The organism is Weissella koreensis KACC 15510, assembly GCF_000219805.1.
GTDB lineage: Bacteria > Bacillota > Bacilli > Lactobacillales > Lactobacillaceae > Weissella > Weissella koreensis.
In genome coordinates, this window is sequence record NC_015759.1 from 334,123 (window position 1) to 348,624 (window position 14,502).

The 14,502-nt window shown below is 36.7% G+C and carries 12 protein-coding genes; all 12 read right to left on the reverse strand.

Annotated elements, in window-relative coordinates:
- Positions 1-175: 175 nt before the first annotated feature.
- Positions 176-1,747: a peptide chain release factor 3 gene (locus WKK_RS01630; protein WP_006845778.1), complete on the reverse strand. Its 1,572-nt coding sequence runs from the start codon at positions 1,745-1,747 to the stop codon at positions 176-178.
- Between the two features lie 172 nt (positions 1,748-1,919).
- Positions 1,920-2,594: a hypothetical protein gene (locus WKK_RS01635; RefSeq protein WP_013989242.1), complete on the reverse strand. Its 675-nt coding sequence runs from the start codon at positions 2,592-2,594 to the stop codon at positions 1,920-1,922.
- Positions 2,595-2,607: 13 nt separating this feature from the next.
- Positions 2,608-3,084, reverse strand: a complete 477-nt coding sequence (locus WKK_RS01640) for a low molecular weight protein-tyrosine-phosphatase (RefSeq protein WP_013989243.1) — start codon at positions 3,082-3,084, stop codon at positions 2,608-2,610.
- A gap of 173 nt (positions 3,085-3,257) precedes the next feature.
- Complete coding sequence (locus WKK_RS01645; protein ID WP_013989244.1) at positions 3,258-4,127, reverse strand: NAD(P)-dependent oxidoreductase; 870 nt, start codon at positions 4,125-4,127, stop codon at positions 3,258-3,260.
- 70 nt (positions 4,128-4,197) lie between these two features.
- Positions 4,198-5,052 (reverse strand): aldo/keto reductase, encoded by an 855-nt coding sequence (locus WKK_RS01650; RefSeq protein WP_013989245.1) that lies wholly within the window; start codon positions 5,050-5,052, stop codon positions 4,198-4,200.
- 135 nt (positions 5,053-5,187) lie between these two features.
- Positions 5,188-6,564: a sugar porter family MFS transporter gene (locus WKK_RS01655; protein ID WP_006845783.1), complete on the reverse strand. Its 1,377-nt coding sequence runs from the start codon at positions 6,562-6,564 to the stop codon at positions 5,188-5,190.
- Between the two features lie 38 nt (positions 6,565-6,602).
- Positions 6,603-8,027, reverse strand: coding sequence for an L-arabinose isomerase (gene araA, locus WKK_RS01660; RefSeq protein ID WP_006845784.1), 1,425 nt, complete (start codon positions 8,025-8,027; stop codon positions 6,603-6,605).
- Between the two features lie 52 nt (positions 8,028-8,079).
- Positions 8,080-8,781, reverse strand: coding sequence for an L-ribulose-5-phosphate 4-epimerase (locus tag WKK_RS01665; protein WP_006845785.1), 702 nt, complete (start codon positions 8,779-8,781; stop codon positions 8,080-8,082).
- Between the two features lie 3 nt (positions 8,782-8,784).
- Positions 8,785-10,395, reverse strand: a complete 1,611-nt coding sequence (locus WKK_RS01670) for a xylulokinase (RefSeq protein ID WP_006845786.1) — start codon at positions 10,393-10,395, stop codon at positions 8,785-8,787.
- A 200-nt stretch (positions 10,396-10,595) separates the two neighbouring features.
- The gene (locus WKK_RS01675) at positions 10,596-11,837 is read right to left on the reverse strand and encodes an oligosaccharide MFS transporter (protein WP_013989246.1); all 1,242 of its coding nucleotides are present in this window, start codon (positions 11,835-11,837) and stop codon (positions 10,596-10,598) included.
- 21 nt (positions 11,838-11,858) lie between these two features.
- Positions 11,859-12,827: a glycoside hydrolase family 43 protein gene (locus WKK_RS01680; RefSeq protein ID WP_006845788.1), complete on the reverse strand. Its 969-nt coding sequence runs from the start codon at positions 12,825-12,827 to the stop codon at positions 11,859-11,861.
- 360 nt (positions 12,828-13,187) lie between these two features.
- Entirely contained in the window at positions 13,188-14,270 is a 1,083-nt protein-coding gene (locus tag WKK_RS01685; RefSeq protein WP_006845789.1) for a GntR family transcriptional regulator, read from the reverse strand.
- Between the last annotated feature and the right edge of the window lie 232 nt (positions 14,271-14,502).

Consider the following 14,502-nt stretch of genomic DNA (forward strand, 5'->3'; position numbering starts at 1 on the left):
TTAATTAAGATAAATGACCCCCTGATTAATTTTCAAACCTATTTATTTAATAATATACCATTTTCCTGCTAAGTTGTTGATTAATCGTTTCTTTAAAAAGGTCCATTCAATTTAAATAAAAAGGTTAATTATCAATGAATTTCTGATAACTAACCTCTTAAATATAATTTTTATTTTATAACTTTTGCTCCAACTTAACGTCAGGATACTTATCAGTAAACCAACGTTCAGCAAACATGTTTTCAAACAAGAAGACCGGATTTTCTGATCGATCACGTACCAACAAATTACGTGATGATGCCATCTTAGGATCCAATTCATCTTCGTTAACCCATCGAGCAATTTTAGAACCCATCGGCTCCAAAATAACTTCACTATTATATTCATTGGCCATTCGGAATTGGAAAACTTCAAACTGCAATTGACCCACAGCCCCTAAAATATAATCACCTGAATCCCATGCCGTATACATTTGAATCGTTCCTTCTTGAACCAATTGTGTCACTCCTTTATGGAATGATTTCTGCTTCAAAACATTTTTAGCTCGTACATGCATAAACAATTCTGGTGTGAAAGTTGGCAATTCTTTAAATTCAATTGCCTTCTTTCCCTTATAAATTGTATCGCCAATTTGGAAATTACCAGTATCGTAAACCCCAATGATATCTCCAGGAACCGCATTTTCTACGTTTTCTCGTGAATCCGCCATAAATTGAGTAACATTTGATAATCGGATTTTCTTACCGGTTCTTTGAAGAACGACATCCATTCCACGTTCAAATTCACCTGATACGATCCGAACAAAGGCGATTCGATCACGATGATTTGGATTCATATTAGCTTGAATTTTAAACACGAAGCCTGAGAATTCATCTTGATCCGGTTCAACTAGTTGATCATTACTTGTTCTTTTCGCTGCTGGTGCTGGTGCGAATTTAAGATAAGTTTGCAAGAAGGTTTCCAACCCAAATCCGGCTAAAGCTGATCCAAAGAAAACTGGTGTTAATTCTCCATCCAAAACAGCATTTTCATCAAATTTATTTCCTGCATCCTTCAATAATTCAACTTCTTCTCGTGCTTCATCCCAAACAGGTGTCTGTTGGATTGGATTATCAGTAGCTAAATCTGTTCCGGCTTCATTCAATGGTAAGAAACGTTCAGCTTCATTACCTGGTCGATAAACTTCAACTTGTTGATGATAAATATCGAATAAGCCCGACAAAACTTGTCCTGAACCAATTGGCCAGTTCATTGGATAAGTTGCAACACCTAAAGTATCCTCTAATTCATCCAACAAATCCATCGCCGGCCGACCATCACGATCTAACTTGTTAAAGAACGTAAAAATGGGGATATGTCTTTCTTTAACAATTTCAAACAACTTCCGAGTTTGAGGCTCAATTCCCTTTGCTGAATCCACAACCATAATAACCGAGTCAACGGCCATCAAGGTCCGATAAGTATCTTCTGAAAAGTCCTCGTGGCCTGGTGTATCCAAAATATTGATTCGTTTACCATCATAATCAAATTGTAATACTGATGAAGTTACTGAAATTCCACGCTTTTGTTCAATTTCCATCCAATCGGACTTAGCGAAATTACCCTTGCGTCCTTTAACGGTTCCTGCTGAACGAACTACTCCACCCAATAATAACATTTGTTCGGTAATAGTTGTTTTACCCGCATCCGGATGGGAAATGATCGCAAAAGTTCGACGTGTATCGATCTGCTCTTTTAAATTAGCCATAAAGTTATATTTTCTCTTTTTCTATATATATTTGTCTTAATTTTAGGTGCGAAACGTTTATCTTTTACTTCAAATAATTATTCATACCTAGATATCGAAAATTCTATTTAAGCATTCAAGATTAATTTTACCAAAAATAGCTTAACTTTGGATCACAAAATGATAACAAAGATTAATTATTCCAGCCTCCTGTTTGATAAGCAACCTCTAATGAAGTTTTATTTAACAAACTCACTGCCATAACCTTTTTAATATTAGTATCATCATATACATCAACATTATTGAATTTTTGTTTTAATTGATTACGAGCCGCTTTAACATCACTATCAGAAAAATCGTAGGTATTTGCTAAATCAGTATGACTTGTTCCATTAGAGCTGGCATTTTGCCAATCTGTATCAATGGAAGATTTGGAACTAGAATTTGAATTAGTTTTTCTTTTTGAACTACTTGAACCACTAATTTGATCGTTTGACTCATCTTCAGAATTTGATTCAGATGCTAGGACAGCTTTAATTTGTTTATTAATCCTAGGCATACTTCCATCAACATGCAAAGCATCTTGATAATTTTGCTTCATTTTGTCCTTATGTCCAGCAGTTAAATCCGTATCACCTAGCACTAAATATTCCAACTGCTGTAAAGATGTTCGACTTTCTACGGAGGGCTTGGTATCTTGAATTTTTTGATAATGTTTCTGAGCTTTGACCCACTCCCGATTATCAACGGCCGATCGCGCATCTTTTAAATTACTGGATACAATAATTCCTTTATAAATTGATTTTCCGCCGAAAATAATGATAATTATTCCTAAAATAATTCCTAAAATTTTTATTTTTTGTTTCATAATTTTATAACTCCTAAATATTTTTTAAATCGGCTTTAATCTGTACTAACCAGGCTGGTAAAGTCTCTTTTAATTCTCGATATGTGACATCAAAACGTCTGGTATACCAAGGATCTTGAATTTCCTTATCGGCTTGCGATGGCAAAATTGAATAGGCTAATTTAATTTTAGCTGACGCATCAGCACTAGGAGCTAATCGTTTCAAATTGCGCATATTCTGTTGATCCATTGTGATAATATAATCTGCCCATTCAAAATCTTCAGGTCGAATTTGACGAGCACGAATCCAATCAAACGGAATTTGATGTTCTTTCAAAATCTTTTGTGTTCCAGGATGTGGTGGATTACCCATTTCCTCATTGGAAGTTCCAGCTGAATCAATTTTAATTTGGTCAGTCAAACCTTCTTCAGCTACCATTTGTGTGAACAGCGCTTCAGCCATTGTTGAACGCGCAATATTACCTAAACAGACAAATAAAACATTTTTCATCACCTGAACTCCTCTCAATCCATTCCAGCTTATTATATCATTCATCAGATTTTTATTAATCTTATTACACTTAATCTTTCCATCAAAAAAGCCCGCTTATACTCAGTAGTATCTACTGCTAAACATAGGCGGACATTATAAGCCTGTCCAATAATCATTAATTTTTACTAAATCTAAGCTTTGCTCCACCATAATTTGATCAAGGCCTGACTTCCTTCATCCCCTAGTTGCTTTTCGTCCACTAACTTTTCATAAAGTGTTTCCGCCAAAGCAGTCATTGGTAAGGCCAATTTTAACTTTTCTGCTTCATCTAGAGCAATTCTTAAATCCTTTAGGAGATGCTTAGCATAAAATCCAGGCTTAAAGTCTCCAGACAAAATTCGTGGTCCATAATTTTCAAGAGACCAATTTTGAGCACTTCCGCCATTTAATGTCGTTAAGATATCTGACAAATTCAAGCCCACTCGTTTAGCATAAACTAAGGTCTCTGACATTCCAAGCATCGTACCCGCAATCATAATTTGATTAGCCATCTTAGCATGTTGACCTAATCCAGCATTACCAAAAAGATTTAATCGTCCCGCAATTGCTTCAAAGACGGGTGCTAAAGTATTAAAGGCTTGTTCGTCGCCACCTACCATTACTGTCAATGTTCCTTCTCGAGCACCAACATCCCCGCCTGAGACAGGTGCATCAAGGACAGCCACACCATGTTTAACTCCATCTTCTGCCAAAGTTTCTGCCAAAGTTGGAGTTGAAGTAGTCATATCCATGAAAATTTTACCTTCACTAGCACCAGCAAAAAGTCCATTTTCTCCGTAATATTGAGCTTTTACATCATCAGGATACCCAACCATCGTAATTACTAGATCATTTTGCATCGCCAAAGCTTTTGGCGTTTCAACCCATTGAGCACCTGAATCCAAAACTTTTTTGGCATGAGCTTTCGTTCGATTGAAAACTTCCACCTCAAAACCGGCTTTTAATAAGTTCTCAATTACTCCTGTTCCCATCACTCCCGTTCCAATAAATCCAATTTTCATTTTCCACACCCTTTCCACCATATAATATGGTCAGTCATATTACGATAAAACACTAATTTTAAACCAAAATTTAATTATGCGGATATTGGGCTCCACGTTCATATACTAATTCTGGTTCCTGGCTAATTCGTTTAAATTTATTCAAATAATCCAAGGTTTGCATATCCTCATTAGTAATTTCAAAATCAAAAACATTTATATTATCTTGTACTCGTTCTAAATGACTTGATTTTGGAATGAGCGCTGTCTGATTTTGCAAATGCCAACGAATAACAATTTGAGCTGGACTTTTATGATATTTTTCCGCTAAAGTCTGTACAACCGAATCGCTTAACTCTCCACCACGACCTAATGGAGCCCACGCTTGAGTTACAATTTGATGTTCTTTTGAAAAAATTTGTAGCGGTTTTTGCGTTAAATATGGATGTACTTCGACTTGATTCACAACTGGCATTTCCTTAGCCTTCGTGGCTAAATATTCCAAATGAATTTGACCATAATTTGAAGTCCCAATAGAACGTACAAGCCCTTCTTCCTTAGCTCGTTCAAAAGCACGCCAAGTTTCAAAAAAATGTTGGTGCAATGGCCAATGCACCAATAAAAGGTCAACATAATCTAATTGTAAAGCTTTCAATGAATTTTCTAATGAGCGCAAGGTTGCATCATATCCTTGATTCTCTTCCGCAATTTTAGTAGTAATAAATAATTCTTCGCGGCTTGCCTGACTATTTTTCAAGGCTCGCCCGATCATTTCTTCATTTTTATACATTTGTGCTGTATCAAAAAGACGATATCCAGATGCATATGCTCCATCTAATAATTGATCCATGATTTTTTCATCAGTAACTTTATATAATCCCAATCCCAATTTAGGCATCTGATTTCCATCTGCTAGTTGATAGCGATCCTGGCTTGTTAATTCCATCAAATTTCACCTCATTATTATCTCAATTTTATTAGATTCATTATAACATTATCTAGCTTAGGATAAAAAAACAACTACTTAGAATAAAATTCCAAATAGCTGTTTAACTATAGATATTAAATTGTAACTAATTTATTAACGATTTGATCCTTCAGATTCAATCTCTTCCAATGTTCGACCGAATGTCTCAGGCACACGGAATTTAACGAACAATACGGCGATAATTGAAATGATTCCGAAGACTGCGAAAACCATTTCTTGTGGCATTGTAGCAGTCATAATTGGGAAAAGTAGTCCAACTAAGAATGAACCAATCCAGTTAAATGATGATGCTAGACCTGAAGCTCGGCCACGGATAGCGAGCGGGAATAATTCCCCAACCAATACCCATGTCAACGGAGCCCAAGTAAATGAATAGAAAGCAACGAAGATTGATAAGAAAACAACGATCAACATTGGTGGGAAACTATCAGCACCAAAGATTAAGTTCAATACTGCAGGCATCAAAAATGATAGAGCCATCATCGATCCACCCAAGATAAGTAAGGTCTTTCGTTGGAACTTTTCAGCGATCACCATATACAAGATGGCACCCAGTACTAAGATCACACCTTGAACAATTGGCCAAAGCAATGCTTCTGAAGCTGCTTGTCCAGTCGCCTTTTCAACAATCAAAGGAATGTAGTAGAAGATCGCATTAGCGCCCATAAATTGTTGGAACGCAGCCACACCAATTCCGGCTGTTACTAAGTAACGATATTTTCCAGAGAACAAAGTACCCAAATTAACATTTTGTGCAGCAGATGCTTCTTTTGAAACCGTAGCTTGAATTTCGTTTAATTCGGGCTGAATTTCTGCATCACTTCGAATGTATGACAAAACTTGACGTGCTTCATCCGGCTTACCCAATTTAACCAAGAATCGAGGTGATTCAGGCAAGCGAAGGACACCTAAGAACAGGATAATTGCTGGAACGGCTGCTAAGCCAAGCATTAAGCGCCATGCTAATCCATGAGCTAATCCTTTCAAGATGAAGTCCATAATATATGACAACAACATTCCTGAAACAATCATCAGTTGATTCAACCCAGATAAACGTCCACGTGAACGAGCAGGGGCCATTTCTGACATATATGAAGGTACTAGTGCTGAAGCCGCTCCGACAGCTAACCCTAACAAAACTCGGGCAAACAACAGCCAAGCGACAGCATTATGAGGTGAAAGTCCCGCCATAATTGCCCCAAATGCAAAGACAAACGATGCCACCAAAATCATTTTACGTCGACCAAATTTATCAGAGAGTTGACCCGCTAAGGCCCCTCCAAAAATCGCACCTAACATCAATGATGATGTAATCCATCCAATCACGGATGCGTTCGTTAAATTCCAGTCATGTTGCAAAAATGGTAACGCTCCCGTCATCACCCCAATATCATAACCGAATAGAATCCCACCAAACGCTCCAAAGAAGTAAATGAATCCGCTTGGAATCTTTTTTGTTTCTTTACTCATATCTCCGTACTCACAACTTTCTATTTTTTAAATATTAATTACTTAATATTGACAAATGTTAAATCAAACATGTTTGCAAGATCTGTCAATTGTTCCGTATCAACATTGAAACTCAAAGTCGTGTGGTGTCCTCCACCAACTGTTAACCAACCTTCAGCTCCAGCCTTCAATCCAGCCTTTGGTGTCCACAATTGCTTAGCAACTGGTAAGAATGGTGTTTCTGCTTCAGGCTTGTTTCCTGCTACTTCATAGCTGATTAACTTAAATTCATCACCGAAGTCGGCCATCGTAACATCAACTGCATCGCCAGCTTTTCCAGTAAAGACCAAACGTGCTGGATCATCTTTACCACCAATATCCAATGGATGTACTTCAACACGTGGCTTATCAGAAGCAATTGTTGGGTCAACTTCAAGCATATGTGATCCCAAGATAGCTTCATGACCTTTACGAAGATCCAATGTGTAATCTTCCATGAAGGCTGTTCCTTCGTTGTGAGCAACAATCTTAAGCAAACGAGTCAAGGCAGAAGTCTTCCAATCACCTTCACCGGCGAATCCATAACCATCAGCCATCAACATTTGAGCAGCCAATCCAGGCAATTGTTCCAAACCTTCAAGGTCTTCAAAGTTGGTTGTAAATCCAGAGTAACCCTTGTCATCCATGAATTGCTTAATAGCTAAGTATTCACGCAATTGATACTTAACGTTGTGTTCGTACTTTTCAGCAGAATTATCACCTTGAACAAATTCATACTTATTTTGAAGTTCTTTGTAAAGAGCATCAACATCAGCTTCGTCAATTGCGTTGACGTATGCTACCAAGTCAGCAACTCCCCAGTAATCAACGGTCCAACCCAATTTGATTTGAGCTTCAATCTTATCACCATCGGTAACGGCAACATTACGCATCTTGTCACCAAAGGTCACAATCTTAATTTTGTATGATTCGTTGTAAGCAACAGCTACATCCATCCACTTACCAATTTGAGTTTGAACTTCTTCATCTTCGTAGTGTCCAAAGACAATCTTATTCTTAATTCCCAAACGAGCATTGATGAAGGCATATTCACGGTCACCATGGGCTGATTGGTTCAAATTCATATAATCAAAGTCAATTGAATCATATGGAATCTTGTTCAACATTTGCGTTGCCAAGTGCATCAATGGCTTATTGAGCAATTGTGTCCCACGGATCCAGTTCTTTGCAGGTGAGAAAGTGTGAGCCCAAGTAATAACTCCAGCTACTTCATCATCAGCATTAGCTTCCTTCATTGTTTGAGTAATATTTTCAGCGGTTACTCCAACTGCCTTAAATTCAACAGGGTAAGCTAACTTACCTGATGCATTCAAAGATGCAACTAATTTCTTAGAATCTTCTTCAACTTGCTTCAAAACTTCAGGTCCATAAAGGAATTGTGAACCTGTAACGAACCAGAATTTGTAATTTGCAGTTTCTAACATGATATTTTCTCCTATAAAGTAATACTTAGTTTAATTAAACAACGGTAAGCAATTATTTATTTTGCCCATAATATGCATTAGCACCATGCTTGCGGTAATAATGCTTGTCGAGCAAGTATTGAGGAATACTCAAATCCGCATGTGGGTTAAGTTGCATTGCATGGTAGTCCATTTCGGCAACCACTTCTAGCACCTTAGCGTTATGAACGGCATCGTGAGCATCTTTTCCCCAAGTAAATGGTCCATGCTGACGAACCAAAACGGCAGGAACAGCCATCGGATCTAAGTTGCGCTTCTTAAACTCACGTTCAATCACAACTCCAGTATTCAATTCATATGCTGACTCTACTTCTTCTTGAGTTAAAGCTGAAGCTGCTGGTACATCACCATAGAAAGTATCAGCATGTGTTGTTCCCATTGCTGGCACATCCATTCCTGCTTGCGCATATGAAACAGCCCAAGGTGAATGTGTATGTACAACTCCACCAATTTCAGGGAAAGCATTGTACAAGTGCATATGAGTCGCAGTATCACTACTTGGATTCAACTCACCCTCGACAACGTTTCCTTTCAAGTCAACTACGACCATGTCTTCAGGACTTAATTCTTCATACTCAACTCCTGAAGGCTTAATCACGAATAATCCCTTTTCACGATCAATTTCACTAACATTTCCCCAAGTAAATGTAACTAAATCATATTTAGGTAATAACATATTAGCGTCATAAACGCGTTTCTTCATATCTTCTAACATTTTTTACCCCTCGTTTTGGTCCTTTAATGTAGCAACGGCGTGGGCTTCAATTGGCAAACCAGCCTTATAACGTTCCATAAAGCGATTAAATCCATTGACATCCTTAGCGTCCGGCTCAATCGTTGAACGTTCTTGGTCAAAGAAAACTTCTTCTTCAAGATAGCTAGCTAAGTCTTTATTAGTATCAGCGGCAGCATAAGCAGCCAAAATTGCCATACCCCATGGACCACCTTCGCCTGCTGTTTTCATTACCGTGACTGGAGCTTCCATTGCTGCAGCTAACATTTTTTGTCCAACAATCGGTGTCTTAAAGATTCCACCTTGTGCCACGATTGAATCAGTTTCAACTTCTTCATCATGCAAAATGTCCATTCCAATCTTCATCGCCCCAAAGGCTGAATACAAATTGGTACGCATCAAGTTTCCAATATTAAATTTACTATTTGGCATACGAGCTAAGACCGGACGTCCTTCACTCATTCCAGTGATATTTTCACCAGAGTAATATCCATATGACAAAATTCCAGATGTATCAGGGTCGGCATTCAAAATACTATTGAAGAGGTGACCATATAATTCGTCTGGTGCCAAATCAACACCAATCATTTGTGCGAATTCATTAAACAAACCTGCCCAAGCATTAATATCTGAACTGGAATTATTCGCGTGCACCATGGCGACCGCTGAACCATCAGGTGTGGTCACCATATCAATACTTGTATGCAACTTCTTCAATGACTTTTCTAACACGATCATGGCAAAAGCAGATGTTCCAGCAGAAACATTTCCAGTTCGTTGTTTAACAGAATTTGTTGAAACCATTCCAGTTCCAGCATCTCCTTCCGGCGGTGCCATCACAGTTCCTGGTTGTAACTTTCCAGAAACATCTAATAGTTTTGCCCCTTCGGCTGTCAAAGTTCCAGCTTGTTCTCCTGCCACCTTCACAGCTGGAAGAATTTCTGGTAATGACCAATGATATTGCTTAATAGCTTTCAAACCATTAAATTTATCCATCATGTCTTGGTTATAATCATGGCTTAATTCATCAATTGGGAAGACCCCTGAAGCATCTCCAACACCTAAGACCTTTTCACCAGAAAGCTTCCAATGAACATATCCTGCAAGAGTTGTAATAAAATCAACATCTTTAACATGTGTTTCTTGATTCAAAACAGCTTGATAAAGGTGTGCAATACTCCAACGTTCTGGAATATTAAAGTTAAACAAATGTGTTAATTGCAAAGCTGCATCTTCAGTCATCGCATTTCGCCAAGTTCTAAATGGCACTAGCAAATCACCTTGTGCATTAAACGACATGTATCCATGCATCATGGCTGCGATTCCCATTGAACGGAGTTTAGTCAACTCTACTCCATACTCGTTTTTAATTTGTCCAGACAATTTGCTATATGCATCTTGAAGACCTGACCAAATATCTTCCAAAGAGTAAGTCCAAACTCCATTTTCTAATTTATTCTCCCAACCATGCGATCCTGTTGCGACAACACTGTAATCGCTAGCAATTAAAACCGCTTTAATATTTGTTGAGCCAAATTCTATTCCTAATGAAGTATTACCTGCTTGAATTTCTTCAATAATTTGTCCCTTTTCCATTTAACAGACTTCCTTTGTTTTTTATGTTTTTTATTTTATGAAATCGTTTACATGTATTATTGTAAAATATTGTTACGTATAAATCAATAACAAATTTAAATATTTATTTGCATATGTTATTGATATCGCATGACAGCAACAAAAAAACGCCTAATTTTTTTAATTAGGCGTTAAATATTTGTCTGTAATTCTGAATATAATTACATTCGTGGAATAGTTGTTGGGTCTTTATGTTCTTTGTCCAAAAAGATAGTTGCAATGATGGTAATAACCAAAACTACAGAACCCATAATCAAATATGTGTGTTGGAATCCAATATTATCATACATTGTTCCAGCCAATGCTGAGAAAATAAAGACCGAGACTTGTTTCATAAAATTAGCCGCCAAAGCATAAACTGTCGCATATAAGCGATTATCAAATGTCAGTCCAATATATTTCATAATTGAAACTAGGACTAATGGCATTTCAAATCCAGCTAACAAACGCAAAACCACGATAAAAATCCAGTTTGGAGCTAAGGCAGTTCCGATAATACGTAGTGCCGTAATAAATCCATAAATCAACAAACCATTTCGTGCACCAATCTTATTAATGATATATGGCATTGGAATCATCAAAATCATTTCAATAAACATTTGTACAGTTACCGTGTTTGAATAAACTGTCGTTGCTTGTGATACATGGTGGAAGAAAGTTTGAAAGAAAATAACAAATTGTTGATCAAAAACGTCATATAAGGCTGAAGCTCCCATATAGAAAATTCCAAGTATCCAGAAATTACGAACCTTAAAGAGGGCCATAACGTCTTTCATGTTGGCTTTTTCGTTGTCAGCAGTAGTTACATCTACATTATTATCTGCAACTTTATCAAAGAATAAAAACATAATAAATGCTAACAATGCAGAAACGCTAGCTGCCCAGAAAATCGCACTTGGTTGCCACAAGAACAAGCGTCCTCCTAGGAATGAAGCAACAGCTCCAGCAATTGATCCACCTATTCGTGAATGTCCAAATTCAAATTTATTAATAACTGATGCTCGTTGGATATATTGTTCAATAACAGAAACTCCACCATTCAAGACAAATGATAAATAAATTCCAGTTACAATTGCAACGACCATTGCGTTAGTTGATGCTAGCAATGGCAAGAAAACCCATTGGAAGAATGGTCCAATTAACGCTCCAGCCAATAAGATAATAAAGACTAATGTCTTTTTCATCACTAACCTGTCTGAAAAATATCCAAACATCGGTTGAAAAATCAATGACATAACCGCCATCATTGAGAAAATAATTCCAGCCTGGCTACCATTTAAATGAGCAACTTGTTCAAGCCAAAGAGTTAAATAACCGTTAACGATGGCCCAAATGAAAAAATAAGAAAAATGTGAGACCGGAAATGACCAAAACATTCCTTTCTCTTCTGTCTTCGTGTTCATAATACTTTCCATCCTTTAATTTTATAATTCTGTAAATTTAACGGGATTTCCAAAAACAGGGAATCCATTTTCATCATAATCAAATGCTTGAATCATCGTATGCCGATTAGGATCATACAATGGGTCACCTTTGATGTCAGCGTAGTTGCGGATATGATAGACAAGCAAATCAGTTTCACCATCTTCTGAAACTGTAAATGAGTTATGTCCCGGTCCCAAAAGATCATGCTTAACATCCGATGTAAAGACGGGATGATCTAACTTAGTCCAACTAGCTGGATCCAAAAGATCTGAATTTTCATCTGCGTAAAGCATCCCCATACAATAATTTTCATCAGTGGCACTTCCGGAGAAGGTCAAGAAGAATTTTCCATTTCGATGTAAGACGGCTGGCCCTTCATTTACCGCGAATATCTGAGTTTCCCAATCATATTCTGGTTTAGTCAACATAACGGGTGCCGTTTTAAGCGTCCAAGGATTTTCCATTTCAGAAATATATATATTAGTATTTCCAAAAATTTCTGGATCCTTTTGAGCCCAAACATAATACAACTTGTTTTGGTGTTCAAAAGTTGTGGCATCTAAGGCAAATGAATCGATTGGAGTTTGAACACGGCCTTTCTCGACCCAGTTATCTTCTGTTTCCATTGGATCGGGTGCCTCACACTCAATCACATACATCCGGTGTTGAAACATACCATTTTCGTCAAAATCAGTTGTATGGGATGCAGCATAATAGACATACCATTTACCATTGATGAAATGAATCTCAGGTGCCCAGATCAACTCACTTTCCTCGCCTGTTCCAGTGTCATGTTTACGCCAAATCGTTCGTGGCATCGCATGAGCCAGCCCAGCAATAGTCTTTGATCGTCGTAACTCAATCAAATTATATGCTGGAACAGAGGCACTAAAATAATAATATCCATCAGTATGCTTGTAGATATATGGGTCTGCTCTTTGAATAATTAGTGGACTATAGTTTTCCATCAGAATACCCCTCAATAAATAATTTATAATTAAAATAAGTTCAATAAACTTTGCAACCGTTTACATTTAAGTATATTAAAATATTGTTACGTATAAATCAAGAGTTTTATTTTTAATAACCATACAAATAATGAATTGAGCCTTCTTGAAACGGCTTACATAAGCGATTAATCGCAAATATATATATTAATAAAAAATTCACAATTTTTATGTTTGTTTTCTATATTTTTGTAAAAATAACTAGTTTGATAATTTATTAACATATTTTAAAAAACACATTTTTTAAATATTTATATATAAAAAGACCAGGATCAACTTTATCCTAGTCTTTTTTATAATTAAAATTTATAAATCGTATTATCACTTAATTGAATTAAGATCCCTGACACTTTCTCGTTCAATAAATTCAGGTTCATAGTTTAATGATTCAACTGATTCGCCGTTTATCGCTTGAATTAACAAACTCGCAGCATCACTACCCATCCGTTCTTTTTCGTGAGTCATAGTCGTTAACTTAGGATTTACATACTCATCCAAATGATAATCATCAAATCCCACAATTGAAATGTCTTCAGGCATTTTAAGTCCCATTTCATGAATTAAATCATAAATTTGAATGGCAATTTGATCATTGTAAGCTACAATCGCCGTAATTTCTGAATTAACTTTTAAATATTGTTCAACCTTTTCTAAAACCATATTAATTGGGTCTGAAGACCGATACATAATCGTTGATGAATTTAATGCTAGCTCTGGCTGCTGTTGATAAGCACCAATAAACCCATTCATCCGTCGAACCCCTTGTAAGTCATCAACTTGGAAAACGCCTAAAATTTTATTATGCCCTTTTTCAAATAAATATTCGACTAAATGCTTTTCTGCTATTTCATCATATTGTTTCACTACAGGATAATTCAATCCTTCATAGATAGCATTAATAAATACAATCGGTATTTTTAATTCATCAATATGTCGATAAATATCAAGATTCTCTTTATTAAATGCACTTTGTGTTGGTTCAATAATTAAACCTGCGACATTATTATCTAACATCGAAAGTAATGCTTGTCGTTCACGAATAGGATCATTATGAGTATTGGCTACCAGCATCGTATAACCTTGTTTAGACGCTGCTCGGTCGACTCCACTGATTATATTTGGGAAAATATAATGAGCAATATGGGTAGTAATCATTCCAATCAATTTGGTAGGTCCAGCCGTAGCAGTTGCATGCCAATTATCAACAAACATCCCCCCACCTTGCACTTTATAAACATAATTTTCATTTTCTAAATCAGTGATCGCCCGCCGTACCGTAAATCTAGAAACCGAAAAACGAGCCATTAATTCGGACTCAGTTGGTAATTTTTCCCCTATATGATAATCACCAGCTTCAATTTCATCTTTGATTTTATTTTTAATTAACTCGTACTTGGCCGCCATATTCTTCCTCTTTCTCATCCATCTCTTAATGCAATTATTATACCATCAACAAGAAAATAAGGCGGTCAAATTCAGATATTCCTCAATTTCTTAAATTTCTCATAAAATACCAACATATCCAGCTCTAGGCTAGATAACTCACTGAATTTTAATGTAATCCAACAACAATAGGTGTAAAATAAGTTAAATGAATTTATATTTTTTTACTCGTTTGGAGGAATATGATGCTTAA